Origin of the sequence: Metaclostridioides mangenotii, from assembly GCF_018917235.1 — a bacterium.
Taxonomy (GTDB): Bacteria; Bacillota; Clostridia; order Peptostreptococcales; family Peptostreptococcaceae; genus Metaclostridioides.
The window spans coordinates 359,078-383,037 of sequence record NZ_JAHLOF010000002.1; the positions used below are offsets into that span (position 1 = coordinate 359,078).

Here is a 23,960-nt window from a genome sequence, read left to right on the forward strand (position 1 = left end):
ATACTAATAAGCAAACTCCAAAATTTCAAATTATTTAGCATTTTTAAATTCTTTATAACGCTTACCTAAAGTGCTTGCACTTGTATCGTACTTTTTAGCCACTTCTGCTTGAGTTGTAGCTTCTCCAATTTCTTTTTTTATATGGTACTCAACAGCTGCTGCCCAGCTGTTTTCTGATCCTTTTATTGTATCCATATTATTATTTTTGTATTCAGCCCAGAACTTTATGCATTTTGCTGAAAGCTCAGTATCTGAATTTAACATAAGCAATTTAGATACTTCACAATCTTCATTAGAAACATCCGCATCATCTAAATTAGATTCTGTATTCTCAGTTGCAGCTATCTCGTTAGATTTAATATTTTCTCTCTCTTCTTTTAAGTAGTCAGCTACTCTCTTATCAAGTAATTGTTGAATGTACTTATAAAGTATATGTGTATGGTATATTAAGAAAGTTTTCTTATCTTTGTATACATTTTTGTATTGATCGTATAAGTTATTGATATCATTAACGATAAGATTCTTAACTTCATCAGATATACTTAGTGTTATATCTATAAGTAGACTTGTATCTCCAACCTGAATTGGCCTAGCTATTATTGCACTACCAACTTTAAATTCCTTTAATAAATTAACGTCAGCTGTAGTTACTTCATCACCTGTTAAACAATCCTTTAACTTAACCTTTCCAGATGACATGTCCATTATCTCGTAAACACTTAAATACGATTCAAATAAGCTCTTTAATATGTCTATATCTACTTGAGTCAATGTGTTTTTATTTTCCTCGAAGAAATCTACTGTAATAACTTTATTTACTTCGTTTACTTCCATTATATGGTCTTGGATAAAGTAAGTATTGAAGAACACCTCAAATTTTGAATTAATCTCTTCATTATCCATTATAAAGAAAGCCTCTTTTGCCTTCTTTATTTCATCTTTATACTTATCCTGCATTGAATAATTATAAAGTCTCGTATATAAATCAGTATATTCTTTTTGTGAAAGCCCAACTTTTCTCGCAGCTCTCCCTGAAATAAGGTCTTTATTCATACAACATTTTTTATATTTTTTGCCACTGCCACATGGACATAGCTCATTTCTTCCTAACAATGTGACTTTCACTCCCCCATCAATAAATTAAAAGTACAATTCGTTATTATACCACATATTTTCATGGATATGTTAAATTCCAACGTTTTTCTAATCTTTTTCTAAGCTTTAATTTAGCAATATGTCAGTTATTTGTCAGTTGACATCACTTATCCACAATTACCACTTACGATTTTACCATATTTAGATATTTTTTTAAACAGTAATTATCAATAAGGAAAGCCTATCATATTCTGGTTTTTCATATTTAACTATTTTTTATCCATTATATCTTATAAAAGTAATATATATCTACTAATTACTTTATTTAATTTTACTTCATTAAAAATTCCAATAAGAATAAATTATAAATTATTATTGACTACCAAGTTTGTTTTTAATATAATAAAAATAGACTACACGGTCAATTTTATTTAATGTTGGAGGATTTTTATGAAACAAAAAGAAAAAAGTAAAATCAGTAAAGAAAAAATATTAAACTCGGCACTAGCAGAATTTGGCGCTAAAAGCTATGAAGGTGCTTCAATAAATAATATATGCAATGAAAATGGAATATCCAAAGGATTAATCTACCATTATTTTAAAGATAAAGAAGAATTATATCTAACATGTGTAAAAACTTGTTTTGATAAACTTACAGATTTTCTAAAAGACGTAGAAGAAAGTAATATTGTTCCTAACAAAAGCACAAACAGTATAAAAAATTACCTAGATCGAAGGGAACATTTTTTCAATATTAATCCTTTATATAGTAATATATTTTTTCAATCAATTATACAACCGCCGAGACATTTAAGAGAACAAATTAAAGAACTTAGAAAAGAATTCGATGTTATAAATATTAAATGTTACAAGAAGATAATTAATAACATTGCATTAAGAGACGAAATTACAGAAAATGAGGCATTGGAATTTTTCGTAATATTTCAGGAAATGTATAATGCTTATTTTCAAAATAAAGCATTTGGAAATTCAGACTTTAATACTTTGGTTGAGATACATGAATTAAAATTATCTAAACTACTTGATATTATACTTTATGGAATTGCAAAGGGGGAAAAGTAAATTTGATTTTATTAATAATACGTCTTATTGTCTCAATTGTATTAGCAATTTTAGTCGGGAAGATTGTTTCTAAAACCAAATTACCATCAATTTTAGGTTGGCTTTTAGCAGGAATGCTTTTGGGACCTCATGCTTTAGGTCTTATCAATAATGAACTCTTAAATTCTGATTGGTATAAAACTATTATTAGTATATTAGAATGTACAGTCGGTTTATTAATTGGTACAGAACTTGTCTGGAATAGAATAAAAAAAACTGGAAAACAAATAATTATTACAACATTGACTCAATCATTAGGTACTTATTTTGTTGTTAGCATAATATTTTGCATTGCATTTTATTTTACAGGTGTACCACTTTATCTTTCAGTTATATTTGGTGGTATTGCACTTGCAACAGCACCTGCACCAGCTCTTTCAATTGTACGTGAATTCAAAACAGATGGTCCTGTTACAAAAACCTTGATCCCTATGGCAGCACTTGATGATATGGTAGCAGTTATTGTATTCTTTACAACAATTTCTGTAGTTTCTAATCATATATCAGAACAAAAACTTCCTTTATATATGATACTAGTAGTAATTTTATTGCCTATAATAATTGGTGTAATATTTGGATTCTTTGTAGGCTTATTCTTTAAAAAAGAATATCCGACTTATGTTACAAATTTAATTTTGATAAGTACACTATTAATTGCTTCAGGCGTTGGTTTCTTTTTTAACAATATAGTTTTACCAAAACCAGTATTAAATTTCATGCTAATTGGAATGGCCTTTTCAGCTACTTTCGCCAATTTAATTACTGAAGAAAATTTAAATAAAATTATGCTCTCATTTAATCCTATACTTGGTATTTCAATGATAATAGTTATCTTAAATCTTGGTACACCTCTTGATTATAGTTTAGTTTTTGGAGCAGGATTATACACTGTTATATATATACTTGCAAGATCAATGGGAAAATACAGTGGTGCTTACTTTGGAGCAAAGATTACCAATTCTCCTAACACAGTTAAGAAGTACTTAGGACTTGTATTATTACCTCATTCAGGTGTGTCACTAGTTTTTACTGGTATTGCCGTCTCCGTATTATCTACCCCAGCTCCTGAGTGTGCAAAAATTATTCAAGGTACAATAGCTGCAGCCGCAGTTATCAATGAGATTTTGGCTGTTATAATTTCTAAAAAGGCTTTTGAATGGGCAGGTGAGTTTAATAAAAGTGACTCTGATATAGCTACAAAATAGGGTTATGTAGAAGTTGCTTTATATTATTAATAAGTTCTTTTGAATTTAATCTCTATAAGATATGACCCAGCAAAATTTATCGACGACAATTAATTTGTACCAATAAAATTAGCGTGGAGCGAATATAAATGTCGATAAATTTTCGCGGAGTCATCTTTTATAAACTTCTATTTGGGATAAAACTGCTCTGTATTAACTAATACTACAATGTCATTTCCTCCATCTTGGACTTTTAACGAAAAACTACCATCTCTACTTTGAGGTATTGGTATACTATTTAAATATCCCTTTTCTTTCAAAATTTCGACAGTTATATTATCGGACATATTTTTGTCATCACTTAACGCAATATTTGCCGCAGTTGCTATATTAGATGCATTTGTATAATCTGCATTTATTTTTGCATTTTCTTGTACCTTTCCATACTTGACAAGGGCAATACTAGATAAAATCCCCAGTATTGTAATCACAATAACCATTTCTACTAGTGTAAATCCTTTTTTCTTTTTTAGATACCTAAATTTATTATCCCTTTTTGTTAATATTTTTATCTTCAATACACCCACCTTTCTAAAACAACTTTACAGTAATTATATATATCTATACTGAAGATATTATTTCAAACATAGGTGTTACCATTGCTATTATTGAAGAGCCTATTATAGTACCTAAAACCACAATTATCGACGGCTCTAATAACTTTATCAATTGTTCTATCTTTATATTGAGTTCATTTTCATAAAATTTATTGGCTGTCTCTAAACTTTCTTCTAATTTCCCGCTTTCTTCACCTGCCTTTACCATAGATATAAAAAGTTCTGGAAAAATTTTAACTTGTTCAAGCGCGATCCCTATTGAACTTCCTTTTTTAATATGGTTATTAACGCTTGATATATCTTTATATACATATCTATTGTCTACAACATGGGCTGAAATTTCTATCGCTTCAATAATTTGTACGCCACTACTTATAAGTATCATTAACGATCTAGAAAACCTAGTCGTAATAATTAACTTATTTAGCATTTTACTTACAGGTAATTTTAATTTTATTTTATCGAAATTTTTCTGAAACCATCTATTGTAGATAAATAAATAGTATAATAAGATCAACATAGAAATAAAAACCAAAGTTAACACTATTAAATTATTTCTTAGAAAATATGAAGTATTTATTAAAATTTTTGATAGTAATGGTGGTTCTATAGCATTGCTCGAAAATATGATTTGAAAATTTGGTATGATAAATAACAAAATAAATATTATTGATATTAATGATAAAATGATTAGGATTATAGGATAAATCATTATTGTAATTAGCTTAGACCTAAGCTTATACTCATTATCATAATATACTGATAAAGAATTCATAACACGGTCTAAGCAACCACTAATTTCGCCTGCTGAAATAGTATTTGTAAAAAAATTAGAAAATGACCCTGTACTCTGAAATGCTTGCGTTAATGACTTTCCACGCTGGATCTGTTCTGAAATATGTGTAAGAGATTTTTTTGCTATACTGCTGGAATGTTCTTTAACTATGTTTAGTAGCTTTATAATTTCACACCCTGAATCTAAGAGAATGGCAATTTCCCTACACATTATTCTTAATTCTTTAGATTTTATTTTTGTTGATTTTAAATATTTAGCGTTTTTTATTATTTTTTTAATTTTAAAATTTTGTTCTAAATGTATAGAAGAGCTATATAATTTCTTCAATTGATATACACTCCTCTAAAGTGGTAATTTTATTTTCAATTAAGTTTCTACAACAATCATTAAACGTTATCATTCCACTGGTTATAGCAACGTTTTTTATGTAATTTGTATCTGGAGATTCTTTTATACACATCTTTATATCTTCATCTACATTTAATACCTCATAAATAGCGGTTCTTCCAATATATCCTATATCATTGCACTTTTTACAGCCTACCGCGACTTTAGTCTTTATCTCTTCATATAAATTATCTTTTATAGAAATTTCATGGCTGCAACTATTACAAACTTTTCTGACTAACTTTTGTGATAAAACACCAATTATTGAGGCACTTAATAGATAAGGTTCTACCCCCATCTCTATGAGCCTTGCAATGGACGATACTGCATCATTTGTATGTAACGTACTAATTACCAGATGACCTGTTATAGCTGCTCTTATTGCAATCCTAGCAGTTTCTAAGTCCCTAATTTCACCGACCATTATAACATCTGGATCTTGCCTTAGGATCGATCTAAGACCATTTTCGAAGTTGAGTCCAATTTTAGGATTTATTTGAATTTGATTTATTCCTTCCATCTTATATTCCACTGGATTTTCTATCGTCATTATATTTTTACTTGTATCTCTAAGATCTTCTAACAGAGAATATACTGTCGTGGTTTTTCCACTTCCAGTAGGTCCAGTGACTAAAATTAATCCCGATCTTTTGCTGACCATTCCCTCAATCATTTCAATCGATTTACCAGAGAAACCTAACTCTTTTTTACTCTTTAAAAAAGAATCCCTATTTAAAATCCTAAGTACTATCTTTTCTCCAAAAATTGTAGGCATAGTCGATACTCTTATATCTATATTCTTATTTTTTACTTTTATATCTACCCTTCCATCTTGAGGTAGTCTTCTCTCTGTAATATCCATTGATGAGCTTAGTTTAATAATTGTACTAAGTGCGGCATAATCATCAATAAATACATCAGAAATCCTGATAAGTTCTCCGTCAACTCTCATTCTAACATTTGTCATCTCTTCAAATGGTTCAATATGAATATCGCTAGCATTTAATTCTACAGCTTTAGTTAGAAGTTCTAAAAAAAGTGCCTTCATAGTGTTACTGCTATCTACATTTAAGTTTATGTAATCTAAATCTTGAATCTCTAGTGCATAGTTATCACCTTCATCAGTTAATAAGACATCTTGTGACATACTTTTTTCTAATACAGTAATTTTACTCACCCTCTATATATTTTATATTATTAGGTAAATTTATTTTCTCCATATGTATTTTTCTGTCAAATTTAAGATTTATTTTGATTGGGTTCTTGGACTGGATAGAGTTTAAATAATCGCTTCCCTTCTCCATATAATCAGATAACTTTTCATCATCTCCAATTACTTTAATAACATATGGTTGAGCAATGGGGGTCCCATTAATATTAATATGGCTACCTGCAAGTGCAATCTCTGAATACTGATTAACTCTTTGATCGTTTATAGAAATAAATTCTCCTCCCTCTGATTTTAATTCATTTACAATATTTACTAATATTTTATTATAATCAATTAAATTGGCTATGTTACCGATCTTTTCATCCACCGCATCTACTGTAATTATTATTCCAGTTCCATCCACATTTGTATAGGACAGTTTTTTTTCTAATGAATAGATATCTTTTGCTTCTTCAGAACTTTTAAATTTTTCACTTAACACTTCTACTTCCTCATCAAGATCCTCTTTAGCCTTTTGAAGAGATTTTATAGATTTTTTCTTTTCTTTTATTTGAGTCTTAACAATTTTATCTTTATTTCCATAAACAGCATCGTCACTGGTAGTGTCCTTTATCATACTTCCAATAAAAATACCTAACACCATACTCGTTAGTATTATAAACATATATACTTTTTTCATACTGATTAGCTCCCTACAAATTAATTCAAAATCTTTAACTTCTATAATATCATATTAAATATATTGACGGTAAAAAAGAATTATATAGATTAAAGAAAATTAAGTTGTTGCAATTCTCACCCCCCTTTATACTATTAATCAATTCTTGTACAATTCTCATCTCCATTTGGAATTTGTGCTATACTGAATTTAAGTCAATAGTTTAGCACAGTATTTTATACCTACACAATATCCGAAATAGTTATTAATATCCTATACGATATATTTGATAATTTTAAATAGGAGTGATTTAAGTGGACCACAAAATGAAAAATCAGATTAGTTTTGATAAACAAGCAAGTTTTTATGATACTAGTATTTATAGTAGAATCCCTAGAAAGTGTTATCCACATGTTATGGATGCACTTAAAAATATTGAATTTAACAACATATTGGATTTGGGATGTGGAACGGGCACAATATTAAATGTGGTATCAAAAGAAATGGATGTTAAAGAGCTTTATGGCCTTGATTTATCTAAAAATATGTTGGAAATAGCTAGAGATAAACTAGGTGCTAAAGCTGAACTTACAGTAGGTGATGCAGAGAATCTACCTTATGTAGACGACTTTTTCGAAGCAATTGTTTGCGTTGAAAGTTTTCATCATTATCCAAATCCTAAGCAAGCTCTATATGAAATAAACCGAGTGTTAAAACCAGGTGGAACATTAATTTTATGTGATGCATGGATATTTTCGCCTATGAGAGAATTATTTAACCTTTTTATTAAATACGGAAGCAGTGGTGATGTTAGAATATATTCTGAAAAGGAAATAGTGGAGCTACTTGAGTCAGCTAATTTTGTGAATATAGAGTGGAAAGCTGTAATTAAAAAAGCATACATATGTTTATGTAAAAAATAGAACAGCTGAGAACTTAGAGAAGTTAAACAAAAACCTAAAAAAGCAAGTTCACTTAGTTTAAACTCGCTTTTTTAGGCTCTTCTTTCTAATAAAATGATTTTTTTCTTTTATTGTTATTTCTTATAGTTATTTATTTTTTTAATTAAATCTTTTCTCAGTTCGCCTACTTTATCAAAGTCCATGTTAGGAACATAGTAACTTTCTATGATGTCGTGATTTGATTTTGCTCTCTTTAAACACGCAATTGCTAAATTTAAAATATCCTCAAGAGCCTTCTCATCTGCCTTTATATCCTCTTCATATCTTAATAATTTCTTTTTATCTACATATTCATCAAAATCTATTTTCTTGTTATCAAAAAACAGTTTACTAGTTGTAAATCCTATATTTAGATTTTCTATATAGACACTCTCAACTTTATCAGGGATAAGCGGGTAATGATACATTTCTACCTTCATTCCTTTTATCTCAGCTCTTTCAGCTAATCTCTTCAAAAATGTGGACTTGCCTGTACCAATTTGTCCTGATAAGTAGTATACATCTGCATCTTCAGGGAATATATTATCAGTATGATCAACACACCCAACTGGAGTTATTGCTGATCCAAACAAATGTACTTTTTTCCTAAAAACACCTGTATTTTTAATATCTTTAAAAAGTTCTTCTATAAACCTTTCTGTCATCTTATTAAGTTTTCCAAGATTTAAGCAAGAAGAATACTTCTCCTGAATATCTAAAAATATAGGTTCCGCTGCAGCTAGATATTTATATGTTCTCTTAAAACTTTCACTTATATCTCTATCCGCCTCTATTATCTTGTCTTTATTTTTTTCTAATTCATTTGTATTTAGAAAATCACCAAGGTTAACTATTTCGTCTTCAGCTCCCGGAAGTTTAGGGTCCACAATATGTGGAGCAGTTCCGTCTAATAAAAGCACACCCAGTTCTTTAATTACTAATGCATCAAGTGAATGTGGGTCTGATGGGCAGTGAAATAATTCTATATCATAACCATCGGTATTGTATTCTTTTGCTAGTTTTTTCATCAAAGAAGATTTTCCTACTCCTGGTCCACCTTTTAAACAAAAAACTCTATTAACGTTTTCTGGCACAATATAGTTAAAAAATGAATACGAGCCTTTTGAAGTGTTTCCACCGGGAAATGCTCTTTTAATTCTACCTTTCATTGACAATCCCCTCCTAAAAAATATTTTCACTCTAATAAGCTTATTACTAAATTACGAAATTTATTACTTAAATTTTTATTTTATTTATGTCTTTGATATGTATTCTTGCCTTTAAGCTAATTTAAAATCCATTATTTTATAGCTCTATATTATATATACAAAAAAGGATTAACTATTTTGTTAACTACAATTTAAATATGCAGTAACCAATAGTTAATCCTATATCGTTAGTCTACTCTAATTTCGTATCCGTGATCTTCATACTGAGCTATTATCTCTTGCCACAGCTCTTCTACTCCAGTTTTCTTTAATGATGAAACCGGAATTACTTTTTCTTCATGGGCCATTTGTAATTTTTTTCTTATTATACTTATGTGTTTTTGATATTGTCCTCTAGATATTTTATCTGACTTTGTTGCCACCACTACACAGTTATATCCATAGTGCTTTATCCATTCATACATAAGTTTATCGTCTTCAGTAGGCTCATGTCTAATATCTATAAGTAATAGGATTGAGCATAACACATCCCTATCTTCTAGATATCTTTCCATAATTCCGCCCCATTTTTGTTTTTCTGATTTTGCTACCTTTGCGTACCCATAACCTGGTAAATCTACAAAGTAAAATTCCTCATTAATTAGGTAAAAGTTTATTGTTCTGGTCTTACCTGGAGTCTGGCTCGTTCTAGCAAAGTTTCTTCTATTTAGAAGTGTATTTACTATTGATGATTTACCTACATTAGACCTTCCAACAAGGGCAATTTCTGGTATGCCCTCTGGTGGATACTGTGATTTATTTACTGCACTCATTGTTATTTCTGTGCTTCTAATTTTCATCTTTTACACCACTTTTCATTAATGCTTGTTCTAAGACTTCTTCCATATGTTCAACTAAAACAAACTCCATTTTTTCCTTAACATTATCTGGAATTTCTTCTAAATCCGCCTCGCACTCTTTTGGCAATAGTACTTTTGTAATTCCCGCTCTGTGTGCTGCTAATAGTTTTTCCTTGACTCCACCTACTGCGAGTACTCTACCACGAAGTGTAATCTCTCCTGTCATTGCTATGTTCCCTGGAACAACTCTCTTTGTAAGTGCTGATATAACCGCAAGAGCCATTGTTATACCTGCAGAAGGTCCGTCTTTTGGCACTGCACCTTCTGGAATATGGATGTGTATATCATTATCCTTGTAAAAATCAGGATTTATATTGTATTTATCAGCAATCGATCTTATATATGAGATAGCTGTTCTAGCTGATTCCTTCATAACATCTCCTAGTTTACCAGTAAGCACTATTTGACCTTTTCCTTTAAGAACATTAACTTCAACTTCTAGAGTAACTCCGCCAACTTCTGTCCAGGCAAGACCATTAACTAATCCTATATGTGCTTCTTTATCAGCAAGTTGATATCTGAAGATGTCTTTCCCTAGATACTCTTCTACGTTATCTTTTGTTATTTTCACACCTTCAAGTGTTGGGTCTTCTACATATTTCTTAGCAACTTTTCTACAGATCTTTCCTATAGTTCTCTCTAGAGTTCTAACTCCTGCTTCTCTTGTATAATGATTTATAATCTCTCTTATGGCACCTTCATCCATCTTGATAAAGTCTTCTTTAAGAGCGTGTTCTTTAATCTGTTTTGGAATTAAGTATTGTTTTGCTATATTTACTTTTTCTTCCTCAATATATCCTGTTACTTCTATGATCTCCATTCTGTCTAGTAATGGTCTTGGTATATTGCTTAAACTATTTGCTGTAGTTATAAACAGTATTTTAGATAGATCAAAAGGTATTTCTAAATAATGATCCACAAAATCTTTGTTTTGCTCTGGATCCAATACTTCAAGCATGGCTGATGCAGGATCTCCTTTATAATCTGCTGCCATTTTATCAATCTCATCAAGTAAGAATACTGGATTTTTAGTTTGGGCTTCTTTAACACCGTTAATAATTCTTCCAGGAATAGAACCTACATAAGTTCTTCTGTGACCTCTTATTTCAGCTTCATCTCTAACCCCACCAAGTGAAAGCCTTACAAAGTTTTTATTAAGGGATTTCGCTATTGATTTTACTATTGATGTTTTACCAACTCCTGGCGGTCCAACAAGACAAATAATAGGCCCTTTGTGAGTTTTAGATAATTTTCTCACTGCCAAATACTCAAGTATTCTTTCTTTAACTTTTTCTAGGCCATAGTGGTCTTCATCAAGTATATCTTTGGCTTTTTTGATATCTAGTTTGTCCTTTGTTTCTTTGCTCCATGGTAGTGAAAATATAGTATCTAAATAGTTACGACTAACAGATACATCTGGTGACATAGGAGAAATTTTAGAGAATTTATCAATCTCTTTACTTATTTTCTCCCTTGTAGCTTTAGGTACTTTAAGTTTGCTTAGTTTTTCTCTGTACTCTTCAGCCTCAGAATTTATATCTTCCTCTTCACCTAATTCTTTTTGAATGGCTCTAAGTTGTTCTCTAAGATAGTACTCTTTTTGTACTTTATTCATCTGTTTCTTGACTCTTAAAGTGATTTTTTTCTCTATTTTAAGTATATCTATCTCTTCTAATAGGATTGAGTATATTAACTCTAATCTCTTCTTAATATCAAATTCTTCTAGTATTTGTTGCTTTTGATTTGGTTTTAGATATATGTTAGATGCTATTGTATCTATGTATCTATCAACGTCGTCTATATCTGCAAGGGAGATAAGTATTTCTGGTGATACTCTATTTCCTATGTTGATATACTCTTCAAAAGAATCAAATACATTTCTCACAAATGCTTCAATTTCTGCTTCTGTTTCCGCATCTTCATCTTTATTATTGTAGATTATCTCTTCAACTACAGCTTTAAAATATCCTTCATCTTGATTTAGTTCTTTTACTTTTCCCCTCGAAACTCCCTCTACTAAAACTCTCACTGTATCTCCAGGAAGTCTTATCATCTGTTTTACTTTACAGATAGTACCTACATGATAAAAGTCCTCTTCAGTTGGATCATCTACATCCGCCTCTTTTTGAGAAGTCAAAAATATTAGATCTTCTCCCAACATAGCTTCATCAAGGGCTTTAAGAGAAAGTTCTCTGCCTATATCGAAATTCAAAATCATATATGGGAATATTGATAACCCTCTTAGAGGAATCAATGGCAATTCGTGTTCTACCTTAGTATAATTTTCTTCCATATCATATCTCCTTTACTTATACTTTTAGTGTCGCTTGTTATATTATATATTTACAATAACTAATTTTCAACATAATAACCCTTATTTAATAATATTTTAATATCTGTTTATTATGATATAATGGAAAGGTACTACAAACTTTGCATTATGGAGGTTTACATTATGTTTAAACTATTTTTTACATTTTTAAAGATAGGAGCTTTTACATTTGGCGGCGGATACGCCATGGTTCCTCTCATTCAAGACGAACTTGTCACAAAACAAGGTCTGCTTACAGAAGAAGAATTCCTAGACTATCTATCTATAGCTCAAAGTTACCCCGGGGTGCTATCTATAAATATTTCAGTTTTGCTCGGTTATAGATTATACAAAATACCAGGTGTGCTAGTATGCGCTCTTGGATCAGCGCTTCCTTCTTTTTTTATAGTACTTACTGTTTCATATTTGTACTTTAAAAATTCATCATCTAAAATTTTAGATGGATTCTTTATGGGAGTAGCACCGGTAGTTATTGCACTTATACTCTTCTCTTTCGCTAGTTTATTCGAAAAATTACCTAAATCTAAAGTAAATATTATTTTTTTAGTAATTACATTTATTTGTGTTGCTATATTTAATATTAGCCCTGTTTACTTAATAATCGGAGGAGGAGTGTATAGCTTATGTCAAAAATAGCATTACTATTTTTATTATTCTTTAAAATTGGTGCATTTAGTTTTGGTGGCGGTTATGCAATGCTTCCTTTTATACAGCAGGAATTTATAACTAAAAACCACCTGATAACGAGTCAAGAATTCTTGGATTTATTAGCCATATCACAGTCTACACCTGGACCAGTAGCAATTAATAGCGCAACTTTTGTAGGCTATAAAACAGCTGGTGTGCTTGGCTCTTTAGCTGCTACAATAGGTGTTTCTTTGTTTGCTATAATCGGGCTTACAATTATTTCTAAGCTATTTGATAAGTTTAAAAACAACAAAAGAGTTGAAAATCTACTTATTGTTCTTAGGCCGATTACTATAGGCTTCATTCTAGCCGCAGCATTTTCTTCTGGCAAAGAAGTATCCTGGAATTGGTATGCTATTATAGCATTTGCGTCATCATACTTACTTTTACATAAGAAAAAAATTGGTTCTATAGCAATAATATTCATTTACGGTGCGATCGGAATCGCCCTTGCATTTATTTAATTACAAAAAAGGAGCTTAATAAAGCTCCTTTTTATTATGCACTCTCTTCTTGATCTTTAAGTACAATTTCAGGTTCGACATCAGAATTTTCAACAGATTCTTTCGTAACCAAAACCTTCTTAATATTTTCTCTAGATGGAACTTCAAACATTGTCTCCATCATTATCTCTTCGACTATGCTTCTAAGACCTCTCGCACCTGTATTTCTCTCTATCGCTTTTTTAGCAATAGCTATAAGTGCATCGTCTTCAAACTCAAGTTCAGCATCATCAAGTTCAAATAATTTTTTGTACTGTTTAACTAGAGCATTTTTTGGTTCTTGTAGTATACGAACTAAGGCACTCTCATCCAGTAACTGTAAAGTAGCTATTACTGGTATTCTTCCTATAAATTCTGGAATTATACCGAATTTAAGCAAGTCTTCTGGAAGAACTTTTTCGTACATTTTACCGATATCCATATCTTTCTTGCTCTCTATTTTAGCCCCAAAACCTAGAGTATTACTTCCTCTTCGTTTTTGAACAATCTTTTCTATGCCATCGAAAGCCCCACCTAATATAAATAATATATTAGTTGTATCTATCTTTAGGAATTCTTGGTGTGGATGCTTTCTTCCACCTTGCGGAGGAACATTTGCAACTGTACCCTCTAAAATTTTTAGAAGTGACTGTTGTACACCCTCACCACTAACATCTCTAGTGATAGATGGATTTTCTGATTTTCTTGCTATTTTATCGATCTCATCTATATAGATGATACCTTTTTCTGCTTTTTCTATGTCAAAATCTGCTGCTTGGATAAGTTTTAAAAGTATATTTTCAACATCTTCACCAACATATCCAGCTTCTGTTAAAGAAGTCGCATCTGCCATTGCAAATGGAACATTTAATGTTTTTGCCAATGTTTGTGCTAATAATGTCTTACCAGAGCCAGTAGGGCCTAATAAAAGAACATTACTTTTCTGTATCTCAACATCTTTAGAGATAGTTTTTTTACCGCCTATTCTCTTATAATGATTGTATACTGCTACAGATAGAGATTTTTTAGCTTTTTCTTGACCTATTACATAGTCATTTAGTATCTCCATCATCTCTTTAGGTTTTGGTAAAGATATTGAACTATCTTCTATAATATCTTCCATTTCCTCTTGGATGATTTCGTCACAAAGCTCAACACATTCATCACAAATGTAAACATTTGGGCCTGCAATTAATCTTCTTACTTGATCTTGATTTTTACCGCAGAATGAACATTTTAACTGTCGTTTATCTTCGTATTTAGACATATTAACCCCTCCCTACGGTTTGCTTATAATCACTTCATCAATTAAACCATATTCTTTTGCTTCTTCAGCACTCATAAAATTATCACGTTCAGTATCCATTTTAACTTTTTCAAGTGGTTGACCTGATCTCTCTGATAATATTTTGTTTATTGTCTCTTTAATATTTAATAATCTCTTAGTGTGTATTTCTATGTCTGTCGCTTGACCTCTTGTTCCTCCAAGTGGTTGATGTATCATTACTTCACTATTTGGTAAAGAGAATCTTTTTCCTTTTGCTCCTGAAGTAAGTAGAAAAGCTCCCATTGATGCTGCCATTCCTATACATATTGTACTTACATCTGGTTTTATATACTGCATAGTATCGTATATAGCCATTCCAGCTGTAACACTTCCTCCCGGAGAATTTATATATAGGTGTATATCCTTATCTGGATCTTCAGCTTCTAAAAATAAAAGCTGTGCTACTACAAGTCCAGCTGTAATATCATTTACTTCTTCACCTAAAAATATTATTCTATCTTTTAGTAATCTTGAGTAAATATCGTAAGATCTTTCTCCTCTTCCAGTTTGCTCAACAACTACAGGTACTGATGCCATTATGCATACCCCCTTTTTTATTATTTATCAAACTTAGATAGATATACTACGGTTTATGAACTATAACCTCATCGATTAAGCCATATTCTTTGGCCTCTATTGCACTCATAAAGTTATCACGTTCAGTGTCCATTTGAATTTTTTCTAATGGTTGACCTGTTCTCTCAGATAAAATTTTGTTTAGACTCTCTTTAGTCTTAAGTATTCTTTTAGCATGAATTTCTATATCTGTAGCTTGACCTTGTGTACCACCAAGTGGCTGGTGAATCATTATTTCACTGTTTGGTAAAGCTAATCTCTTACCTTTTGTCCCTGCTGCCAATAGGAAAGCTCCCATTGATGCTGCCATTCCTATACATATTGTGCTTACATCTGGTTTGATATATTGCATAGTGTCATATATAGCCATTCCAGCTGTAATACTACCACCTGGAGAGTTGATATATAAATGTATATCTTTATCTGGATCATCTGCTTCTAAGAATAACAGTTGCGCTACTACTAATCCTGAAGTAACGTCGTCAACTTGATCACCAAGAAAGATTATTCTATCTTTTAATAATCTTGAGTAGATATCATAAGATCTCTCTCCTAACCCAGTTTGTTCAACTACCATAGGTACTAATGCCATATGCCATACCCCCTTTTATCTATACAATTTGCAGTGGGCTAACCACCCACTGCAAGTTGTTTTTGTATTAATTTATGCTAATTTTGCATTTTCAACTAAGAAATCTATTGTTTTTCTCATCTTGATTTGATTTTTTATATCTTCTATATCTTCTTCTCTAAATGCTTTCTTTATTTCTTCTAAATTCATATTGTACATAGTTGCCATTGACTCTAACTCAGTGTTTAGTTCTTCGTCAGTAGCGTCTATATCTTCTTTATTGCAGATAGCTTCTAATACTAATGATGATTTAACAACTTTTTGAGCTTCTTCTTTTCTTTCTTCTTTCATCTCATCTATATTTCTACCTGTCATTGATAAAAGTTGATCTAAGCCAAATCCTTGAGCTTGAAGTTGATAGTGTAACTCGTTTAACATATTGTCTACTTGAGTTTTTACCATAACTTCTGGAACTTCAACCTCTGTTCCTTCAGCTACTTTTTCAACAACTTTGCTTCTTAATTCATTTTCAACTTTAACTTTAGTCTCTTCTTCTAACTTTTCTCTAATATCTTTTTTAAGTTCATCTAGTGTATCAAATTCACTTACATCTTTAGCAAATTCATCATCTAATGTAGATAATTCTTTTACTTTAACGTCTTTAATAGAAACTTTAAATACTACTGGCTTACCAGCAAGATCTTCAGCATGATACTCTTCCGGGAATGTAACATTTACATCTACATCATCTCCAACTTTTTTACCTACTAATTGATCTTCAAATCCTGGTATAAATGAGTTTGATCCGATAACAAGGTTGTGGTTTTCGCCTTTTCCACCTTCAAACGCTACTCCATTGTCAAATCCTTCGAAGTCTATAACAGCTGTATCTCCATCTTCTATAGCTTTTTCTGGAGCACTTACCATTCTAGCATTGTTGTCTAACATTTGATTTAATTTAGCGTCAACATCTTCATCTTTTACAGTATCTTCAACTTTTTCTACTTCTATACCTTTATATATACCCAATTCAAACTCTGGTTTAACTTCAACATTAAGAACCATTACTATTCCGTTATCTTTACTTATTTCTTCTACATCTAAATCTGGGTTATCTATTGGATCTATTCCTAATTCTTTTACTGCATCTGGATAAACTTCTGGGAATAATATCTCTATAGCGTCGTTATAGAAAAGCCCCTTACCAAATTGAGTTTCAAGTACTACTCTTGGAGCCTTACCTTTTCTAAATCCAGGTATGTTATAGTTCTTTCTTGTTTTTTTATAAGCTTTATCAACTGCTACGTCGAAGCTTTTGCTATCAACTGTTATTTTAAAATTAACTTTATTTCCTTCTTTTTTTATAAGTTCTGCTTTCATTCTCCTACTCCTCCTAATTATCTTTATGCAATTCCCCATATTGGTATTATAATTCATTCGTTCAATAATGCAACCTCTTAATTATATCACATAAGTTTTTTTATTTACAAGTGATCAATCATATCAATTTAACAATTATACTTTGCCTATAATTTTACGTCTTTGACGTCTAATTTATCTCCATTTATTCCCATTATAACAATGCTTTTATAATTTACATGTCTAGGAATAGAAGTACTCCCTGGATTTATAAAAAATATGCTGTCTTCTTCATCTTTATACGGTATATGAGTATGTCCAAATACTACTATATCTGCTCCAATATCTTTAGCTTTTTTTTTAAGTAGGTCTACTCCATGTTTTACATTGTATTTATGACCATGACATAAAAAAATTGTTTTATTTTCAATTTCAATAGTTAATTCTTCTTCCACATTTTCGTAGTCACAATTACCTTTTACTGCAATTATATCTATCCCTGTTACTTGATTTATATATTTTGAATCTACAAAATTATCACCAGCATGAAGTATCAAATCACAATCTTTTAAATACTCTATTGCTTTGTCGATACTTTTTTTCATTCTATGAGTATCACTTACTACTCCGACTTTCATTATTTATTAACTCTTTTTTCAAATTCTACTCTCATAAATCTTAAAGCTTGTGCTCTGTGGCTTATAGTGTTTTTCATGTCGCTAGACATTTCAGAAAATGTTTTGTCGTATTCATCTACTATAAACAGACTATCATATCCAAATCCATTTTCTCCAACTTCTTTAAATCCTATTCTGCCATCACATGTTCCTCTAACAGTAAATGTTTTACCATCCGGGAATACAACTGCTATAGCAGATACGAATTTTGCACCTCTTTTTTCTTTAGGAACATCTTTTAAATCTTCTAGTAATTTTTTTCTATTATCTTCATCAGTTGCATTTTCACCAGCAAATCTAGCAGAGAATATTCCAGGTTTACCACCTAAAGCTTCAACTTCAAGTCCAGAATCATCAGCAATAACTATCATATTTGTTTCTTTTGCAATTCTTCTTGCTTTTATTAGTGAATTGTGTTCAAATGTCTTACCATCTTCAATAATCTCTATTTTATCTAGATCTAAATCTTTTAACGTATATATTTGATAGTCTAATCCTTTTAATATAGAGTTCATTTCTCTTAGTTTATTTTTATTTCCAGTAGCCACAACTATCTCTTTTCCGTACTCCATTCCAATTATAGCTTCAGTAATTTCACCGAGAACTTCTTTTTGTACCTTTATAAGTTCTTTATTACCTATTTCTGCAAGTTCTAAAAGCATGTATAAATTCCTTTTAGAGAAAGGCTTGTCTTCCCCAGCTCCTTGAACTTCCACAAATTCGCCTCTGTTTGTCATTACTATATTCATATCTACTGATGCCTTTGAATCTTCTTCATAACATAAATCTAAGGCATATTCATTCTCTACGACTCCTACACTAACAGCTGATACAAAGCTGGTAATAGGTATCTCTTTTATAATTTTTTCCTGATACATTTTGTATATAGCATCAGCTACTGCTACAAAAGCTCCAGTAATTGAAGCAGTTCTTGTCCCACCATCTGCTTGTATAACATCACAATCTACCCAGATAGTTCTCTCACCTATTTTATCTAAGTCTACAACTGATCTAATCGATCTACCTATGAATCTCTGTATTTCCTGAGTTCTTCCGTCCAATTTACCCCTAACTGCATCCCTTATTTTTCTTTGCTTAGTTGACATAGGAAGCATTGAATACTCTGCATTTATCCAACCTTTACCTGTATTTCTTAAAAATGGTGGGACTTTATCTTCAACATATGCTGTGCATATTACTTTAGTCTCTCCCATCTCTATAAGTACTGATCCTTCAGCGTATTTAGTATAGTTTCTTGTTATTTTTACAGGCCTAATATCATCATAATTTCTTCCATCAATTCTCGTCATACTTATTCCTCTCCTAAGCTATTTTCTTCTTGCATTACTTTAATCCTTTATCGTCATAATAAAAGACTATCACTATTTATAAAAGTTATCTACATTATATACACAAATTATAGCTTATATTGATAATTTTTCTTCAACTTCTTCTTTAGTTGATAGTTCTAATAGTTCCTTAAAGTAATTTTCATCTACTATTTTTACATTTAACTCTTCAGCTTTTGTAAGTTTACTTCCAGCTTCTTCTCCTGCTAATACGAATGTAGTAGATTTACTCACACTTGAAGTAACTTTTCCTCCTCTTTTCTCTATAAAATCTTTTGCATCATTTCTCTTCAGAGTTGGAAGTGTCCCTGTAAGTACTATCTTCATCTTATCAAATATCTTCGTTATATCATCAAAATCATCTTTTAACGATTCAGTATTTACTCCAGCCTTTTTAAGTTTATCTATTACTTCTATATTTTTATCCTCATTAAAGAATTCTACTACACTACTTGACATAATATTTCCAAATTCCTCTAAGTTGTTTAAATCATCTACTTTTGCATCAATTAATTCATCCAAATTCTTGTAATTATCTGAAAGAATCTTTGCAGCCTTAGTGCCAATAAATCTTATTCCTAAACCATTAACTAATCTCCATAAATCATTTTTCTTAGAAGCTTCTATAGAATTGAGAAGGTTGTTAGCTGATTTGTCTCCCATTCTCTCTAGGTTTACTATATCTTCTTTCTTTAAATAGTATAAGTCAGATATATCTTTGATAAGACCTTGATTAAGCAAAAGGGTCACTATAGATTCCCCAAGTCCATCTATATCCATTGCATCCCTAGATACATAATGAATGATACCCCTTCTTATTTGTGCTGGACATGACATATTTATGCACTTGACAGCTGCTTCGCCTTCTAATCTAACAGTCGGCTCTAAACAAGCTGGGCACTTGTCAGGCATTATAAAGTCTATCTCTTCTCCAGTTCGATCTTTTTCTATCACTTCTAAAACTTTCGGAATAACATCCCCAGACTTTTGCACAAGCACAGTATCGTTAATTTTAATATCTTTTTCCTTTATATAATCCTCATTATGAAGTGTAGCTCTGCTTACTGTAGTGCCTGCAAGTCTAACAGGTTGTAAAATAGCACTTGGTGTAATAGTTCCAGTTCTACCAACTTCTACTACAATATCGAGTATTTTAGTGGTTTTCTTTTCTGCAGGAAACTTATATGAAGTTGCCCATCTTGGACTCTTTGCTGTATTTCCCATAGCTTCTCTAGCTTCAATATCGTTAACCTTAATAACCATACCATCTATCTCAAATCTAAGCTTATCTCTATTTTCAGACCAATAGTTTATATGTTCTATCACTTCATCTATGCTTTTACATACCTTATAATTTTCTATTACTTTAAATCCTTGCTCTTTTAAAAATTCAATTGAACCACTGTGTGTTTTGATTGAAAAGTCGTCGATATTCTCAAGATTAAATACAAATATATCTAAAGGTCTCTTTGCAGTAAGTTTTGAATCTAATTGTCTAAGAGAACCAGCGGCAAGATTTCTAGGATTAGCAAATAACTGTAATCCTAAATCATCTTGCTGTTCATTTACTTTTTCAAAATCCTCTTTAGATATATATACTTCCCCTCTGACAATTAGCTCTCTTTTTTCATCAATTTTTAAAGGTATCGTCTTTACTGTCATAAGGTTTTTGGTTATATCTTCTCCAACTACACCGTCTCCTCTTGTAGAACCATTTTTTAGTTCTCCATCTTGATACGTAAGTCCAACAGATAGTCCGTCAATTTTGAATTCGACTACATATTCTAAATCTTTCCCAGCCAAATCTCTAACTCTTTTATCAAAGCTTCTAATCTCTTCTTCCGAAAATACATTTGCAAGGCTTAACATAGGAGTCTTGTGAACTATTTGATTGAATTTGTCCAGTGGAGCACCTCCAACTCTATTGGAAGGAGAATCCACTTTTTTAAGTTCTGGATGTTCTTCTTCTATAGATATCAGTTCCCTCATCAACGTATCATAATCATAATCCGAGATTTCTGGTTGGTCTTGATTGTAATATTTCTCATTGTGATAGCTAATCTCTTTAATTAAATCGTTCATTCTCTTTTCTATATCCATAATTCAATTATCTCCTATTGCAGTATATTTTCTTTACTTTTTACTCTTTAGTATTTTAATATCCTCTTTTTAGGTCTACTACATTTTTTAAGTTATCATTATTTATAAATTTTTTAAGATTATTATATACTAAATCAAATACCCTATCTGGATTTTTATCAGACCACCAAGAATTATGGGGTGTAACAATTACATTATCAAAATCCCATAGTTTATTATCTTCGCTCAACGGCTCCTCTTCAAAAACATCAAGAGCTACACCCCTAAACTTACCAATGCAATCAATGAGATCATCTTGATTTATTAAATCTCCTCTTCCTATATTAATAAAAACAGATCCTTCATTCATGAGTTCAAACTTATCTTTATTAACAAGTCCTATAGTTTCTTTTGTAGAGGGCATTGAAGCTACTACAACATCACATGATTTAAATATTTCATCCAAATTAGATGTAGAAAAACACTTATCGAAATACTCTCTTATACTTCCTTTAGTATTAACTCCCCACACTTCAACATCAAAGGCTTTTAGTCTCTTAGCAGCTTCCATTGCAATAGTTCCTGTGCCTAAAAATCCAACTCTTATTCCACTAACTTCTTTTGTTGTGAAATCCGGTTTCCATACTTTATTTTTCTGATTTTTATAAAAACTCACTGTGTTTTTGTATATGTCTAATATAGATTTTACTATCCACTCACCAATTGGTATACTATATCCGCCTCTATTATTGGATACAATTATTTCTCTTTCTACTATTTCTTGTTTTGGTAGTTGGTCGATTCCTACACTCGTTGTTTGAATGTATTTCAAGTTTTTCATTTGATTTATATCTAGTCTAGAAAAACTATCATATGTTACTAAAACATCAGCAGTATTTATTTCTTCAGTATTCTCAATAATCTTCTCTGACTTGTATATTACCTCATATCCTAAATCTTTTACCATATTTATTTTTTCTTCATCATATTTAACTGTGAATAAAACTTTCATTTATATTCCCCCCTCGTAAAATATCTAATTGGCTATTATTATTTATGTTCAAAAGATTTTCCACTAGAAAGGGCTGTGTTTTCCTCAATAAGATTTGCTATTAAGTTGCTTAGTGTCCAATCTATAGATGTTTCTGTAACCATAGCTGTAAGTGGTCTTCTCATTCTCATTTTTTTAAGACTATCCAAAAAACCACTAACCTTTTGTGCAGGTATGTTATTGAAAATAATCGCCTTGCTTGATAAAACTTTTTCATTATTTTCTTCTATTTTCCCAGATAATATGTCATTTATTGTATTTTCCCCATGTTTCCCGCTAACAACTATATTTTCCTTTATTCCAGCAAACCTACTCACATTTCTAATCAGAGATAATTCTTTTTTATCGAAATTAACAAGAATTATACATGTCTTACTGTCATTGCTGTTTTTATTATCACTTGATATTTTTTCAAAACTCATTTAATTCGCCTCTTTTTTCCATAATTTAAAAAACATTTATATATTTTAATTTACCCTATAAATTTGAATTAATCAATTTTTATGATAAAAGTTTTCATTTATTTATTTTCTCAATTAAAATAAAACCAACTCTTCATTTATATTTGATGTACGAAAAGTTAGTTTTTTTATTATTTACACGGAATCTTTGTAGAGCATGGTAACCCTACCACACATTTTCCACATATATCGCAAAGTCCAAGATATGAATATTTCCTATCGTTTTCTAAACACATCTCATAACAATTCTTTCTAATAAAGTCATCCTTTTTTAATGCATTGTTCACGCATCTACTTACACAACTTCCACATTTACCATTATTTTTATATATGCAAAACTCCTTATCGGGTCGTTTTGAAGGTTTTAATTTCATACTTGTAACAACACTTCCAATCCTTCCACAGCATCCTTTTTCCGTAATTAACATATTGTTTAATCCAAAAGTACCAAGTCCTGCTATATACGCTACATGCCTTTGAGACCAATCGCTTATGAGTTTATCTGTATCAAAATGATATGTACCAGGTATTGCGTAAGCTTTATCCCCTAGTTTATCAATTTCATCAGCTAAATTTTTATTTATCTCATATATTAATTCATTTGTCTCAACATACGCTTTTGCCCATTCTTCAGAAGATTCTCTCCCTTTGATATTGCTTTTGTTAATCTCATCTGCAAATGGTATAAAGTAAACTATTACGGTATTCGCTTCTGCTAAAAAATCTTTAGGCATTGCATGTGTTACAGCAACTGCTTCTTTAAGATCATAAAACAGCTTGTCACTTGCATCTGCATATTTTACTATCGCTTCTTTCCAGCTAGTATTTACATCTACTTTATTTGTAAATTTATTTATATATTCTTTGATAAACAATTCGATTTTTTCATGCATAGTTTTAACCTCCAGAAAAATAGTCTACTATTATAATGTGATAAAGGTTATAAAAAGTCCTTTTTTATTAGATAATA

The 23,960-nt window shown here is 30.8% G+C and carries 23 protein-coding genes; 5 read left to right on the plus strand and 18 right to left on the minus strand.

All coding sequences use genetic code 11. The annotated features are described in order from the left end of the window. Nucleotides 1–30: 30 nt before the first annotated feature. Nucleotides 31–1,125: an SEC-C domain-containing protein gene (locus tag KQI18_RS04920; protein WP_257431898.1), complete on the minus strand. Its 1,095-nt coding sequence runs from the start codon at nt 1,123–1,125 to the stop codon at nt 31–33. Nucleotides 1,126–1,545: 420 nt separating this feature from the next. Between KQI18_RS04920 and KQI18_RS04925 the strand changes: the two genes are divergently transcribed. Both KQI18_RS04925 and KQI18_RS04930 read left to right on the plus strand, forming a co-directional pair. Then, nucleotides 1,546–2,178 carry a TetR/AcrR family transcriptional regulator gene (locus tag KQI18_RS04925; RefSeq protein WP_216466563.1) on the plus strand — a complete coding sequence of 211 codons (633 nt, stop codon included), beginning with the start codon at nt 1,546–1,548 and terminating at the stop codon, nt 2,176–2,178. A 2-nt stretch (nt 2,179–2,180) separates the two neighbouring features. After that, a complete protein-coding gene (locus tag KQI18_RS04930; protein ID WP_216466564.1) occupies nt 2,181–3,422 on the plus strand; it encodes a cation:proton antiporter in 1,242 nt (413 codons plus the stop codon). 167 nt (nt 3,423–3,589) lie between these two features. Here the strand turns inward: KQI18_RS04930 and KQI18_RS04935 are convergent, their stop codons facing one another. Genes KQI18_RS04935 through KQI18_RS04950 form a run of 4 tightly spaced genes read right to left on the minus strand, consistent with a single transcriptional unit; the run spans nt 3,590 to nt 7,051 of the window. After that, nucleotides 3,590–3,979, minus strand: coding sequence for a type II secretion system protein (locus tag KQI18_RS04935; protein ID WP_236887643.1), 390 nt, complete (start codon nt 3,977–3,979; stop codon nt 3,590–3,592). A 43-nt stretch (nt 3,980–4,022) separates the two neighbouring features. Beyond that, a complete protein-coding gene (locus tag KQI18_RS04940) occupies nt 4,023–5,141 on the minus strand; it encodes a type II secretion system F family protein (protein WP_236887644.1) in 1,119 nt (372 codons plus the stop codon). Then, a complete protein-coding gene (locus KQI18_RS04945; RefSeq protein ID WP_330654355.1) occupies nt 5,125–6,378 on the minus strand; it encodes a GspE/PulE family protein in 1,254 nt (417 codons plus the stop codon). The genes KQI18_RS04940 and KQI18_RS04945 overlap by 17 nt, the downstream gene beginning before the upstream one ends. Further along, nucleotides 6,371–7,051, minus strand: a complete 681-nt coding sequence (locus tag KQI18_RS04950; RefSeq protein WP_216466565.1) for a DUF881 domain-containing protein — start codon at nt 7,049–7,051, stop codon at nt 6,371–6,373. The genes KQI18_RS04945 and KQI18_RS04950 overlap by 8 nt, the downstream gene beginning before the upstream one ends. A 305-nt stretch (nt 7,052–7,356) precedes the next feature. Here KQI18_RS04950 and KQI18_RS04955 point away from each other — a divergent pair, with 305 nt between their 5' ends. After that, nucleotides 7,357–7,953, plus strand: a complete 597-nt coding sequence (locus KQI18_RS04955) for a class I SAM-dependent methyltransferase (protein ID WP_216466566.1) — start codon at nt 7,357–7,359, stop codon at nt 7,951–7,953. 113 nt (nt 7,954–8,066) lie between these two features. Here the strand turns inward: KQI18_RS04955 and KQI18_RS04960 are convergent, their stop codons facing one another. The 3 genes from KQI18_RS04960 to lon all read right to left on the minus strand — a co-directional run bounded on the left by KQI18_RS04960 (nt 8,067) and on the right by lon (nt 12,332). After that, nucleotides 8,067–9,140, minus strand: coding sequence for an ATP-binding protein (locus KQI18_RS04960; RefSeq protein WP_216466567.1), 1,074 nt, complete (start codon nt 9,138–9,140; stop codon nt 8,067–8,069). A 227-nt stretch (nt 9,141–9,367) separates the two neighbouring features. Beyond that, on the minus strand, nt 9,368–9,979 hold the full coding sequence (yihA, locus tag KQI18_RS04965) for a ribosome biogenesis GTP-binding protein YihA/YsxC (protein WP_216466568.1): 612 nt from the start codon (nt 9,977–9,979) through the stop codon (nt 9,368–9,370). Further along, nucleotides 9,969–12,332, minus strand: a complete 2,364-nt coding sequence (gene lon, locus KQI18_RS04970; protein ID WP_216466569.1) for an endopeptidase La — start codon at nt 12,330–12,332, stop codon at nt 9,969–9,971. Before lon ends, yihA begins: the two co-directional genes overlap by 11 nt. 162 nt (nt 12,333–12,494) lie before the next feature. Between lon and KQI18_RS04975 the strand changes: the two genes are divergently transcribed. Further along, entirely contained in the window at nt 12,495–13,007 is a 513-nt protein-coding gene (locus tag KQI18_RS04975; RefSeq protein ID WP_216466570.1) for a chromate transporter, read from the plus strand. Further along, nucleotides 12,995–13,522 carry a chromate transporter gene (locus KQI18_RS04980; protein WP_216466571.1) on the plus strand — a complete coding sequence of 176 codons (528 nt, stop codon included), beginning with the start codon at nt 12,995–12,997 and terminating at the stop codon, nt 13,520–13,522. Before KQI18_RS04975 ends, KQI18_RS04980 begins: the two co-directional genes overlap by 13 nt. 34 nt (nt 13,523–13,556) lie before the next feature. Here the strand turns inward: KQI18_RS04980 and clpX are convergent, their stop codons facing one another. The 10 genes from clpX to KQI18_RS05030 form a co-directional block, all read right to left on the minus strand. Further along, nucleotides 13,557–14,807 carry an ATP-dependent Clp protease ATP-binding subunit ClpX gene (gene clpX / locus KQI18_RS04985; protein ID WP_216466572.1) on the minus strand — a complete coding sequence of 417 codons (1,251 nt, stop codon included), beginning with the start codon at nt 14,805–14,807 and terminating at the stop codon, nt 13,557–13,559. A 12-nt stretch (nt 14,808–14,819) separates the two neighbouring features. Further along, nucleotides 14,820–15,404 (minus strand): ATP-dependent Clp endopeptidase proteolytic subunit ClpP, encoded by a 585-nt coding sequence (clpP, locus tag KQI18_RS04990; RefSeq protein ID WP_216466573.1) that lies wholly within the window; start codon nt 15,402–15,404, stop codon nt 14,820–14,822. 46 nt (nt 15,405–15,450) lie between these two features. Next, nucleotides 15,451–16,035, minus strand: a complete 585-nt coding sequence (gene clpP, locus KQI18_RS04995; RefSeq protein ID WP_216466574.1) for an ATP-dependent Clp endopeptidase proteolytic subunit ClpP — start codon at nt 16,033–16,035, stop codon at nt 15,451–15,453. A 72-nt stretch (nt 16,036–16,107) separates the two neighbouring features. Then, the gene (gene tig, locus KQI18_RS05000) at nt 16,108–17,394 is read right to left on the minus strand and encodes a trigger factor (protein WP_216466575.1); all 1,287 of its coding nucleotides are present in this window, start codon (nt 17,392–17,394) and stop codon (nt 16,108–16,110) included. 146 nt (nt 17,395–17,540) lie between these two features. Further along, nucleotides 17,541–18,011 (minus strand): metallophosphoesterase family protein, encoded by a 471-nt coding sequence (locus KQI18_RS05005; protein WP_216466576.1) that lies wholly within the window; start codon nt 18,009–18,011, stop codon nt 17,541–17,543. Then, nucleotides 18,011–19,360, minus strand: coding sequence for a ribonuclease PH (gene rph, locus KQI18_RS05010; RefSeq protein WP_216466577.1), 1,350 nt, complete (start codon nt 19,358–19,360; stop codon nt 18,011–18,013). Before rph ends, KQI18_RS05005 begins: the two co-directional genes overlap by 1 nt. A 114-nt stretch (nt 19,361–19,474) precedes the next feature. Then, nucleotides 19,475–21,499, minus strand: a complete 2,025-nt coding sequence (gene ligA, locus KQI18_RS05015) for an NAD-dependent DNA ligase LigA (protein WP_216466578.1) — start codon at nt 21,497–21,499, stop codon at nt 19,475–19,477. Nucleotides 21,500–21,554: 55 nt separating this feature from the next. Then, nucleotides 21,555–22,490 carry a phosphoglycerate dehydrogenase gene (locus KQI18_RS05020; protein WP_216466579.1) on the minus strand — a complete coding sequence of 312 codons (936 nt, stop codon included), beginning with the start codon at nt 22,488–22,490 and terminating at the stop codon, nt 21,555–21,557. Nucleotides 22,491–22,528: 38 nt separating this feature from the next. Beyond that, nucleotides 22,529–22,951, minus strand: coding sequence for a DUF3783 domain-containing protein (locus tag KQI18_RS05025; RefSeq protein WP_216466580.1), 423 nt, complete (start codon nt 22,949–22,951; stop codon nt 22,529–22,531). A 170-nt stretch (nt 22,952–23,121) separates the two neighbouring features. Then, complete coding sequence (locus KQI18_RS05030) at nt 23,122–23,883, minus strand: epoxyqueuosine reductase (protein WP_216466581.1); 762 nt, start codon at nt 23,881–23,883, stop codon at nt 23,122–23,124. Between the last annotated feature and the right edge of the window lie 77 nt (nt 23,884–23,960).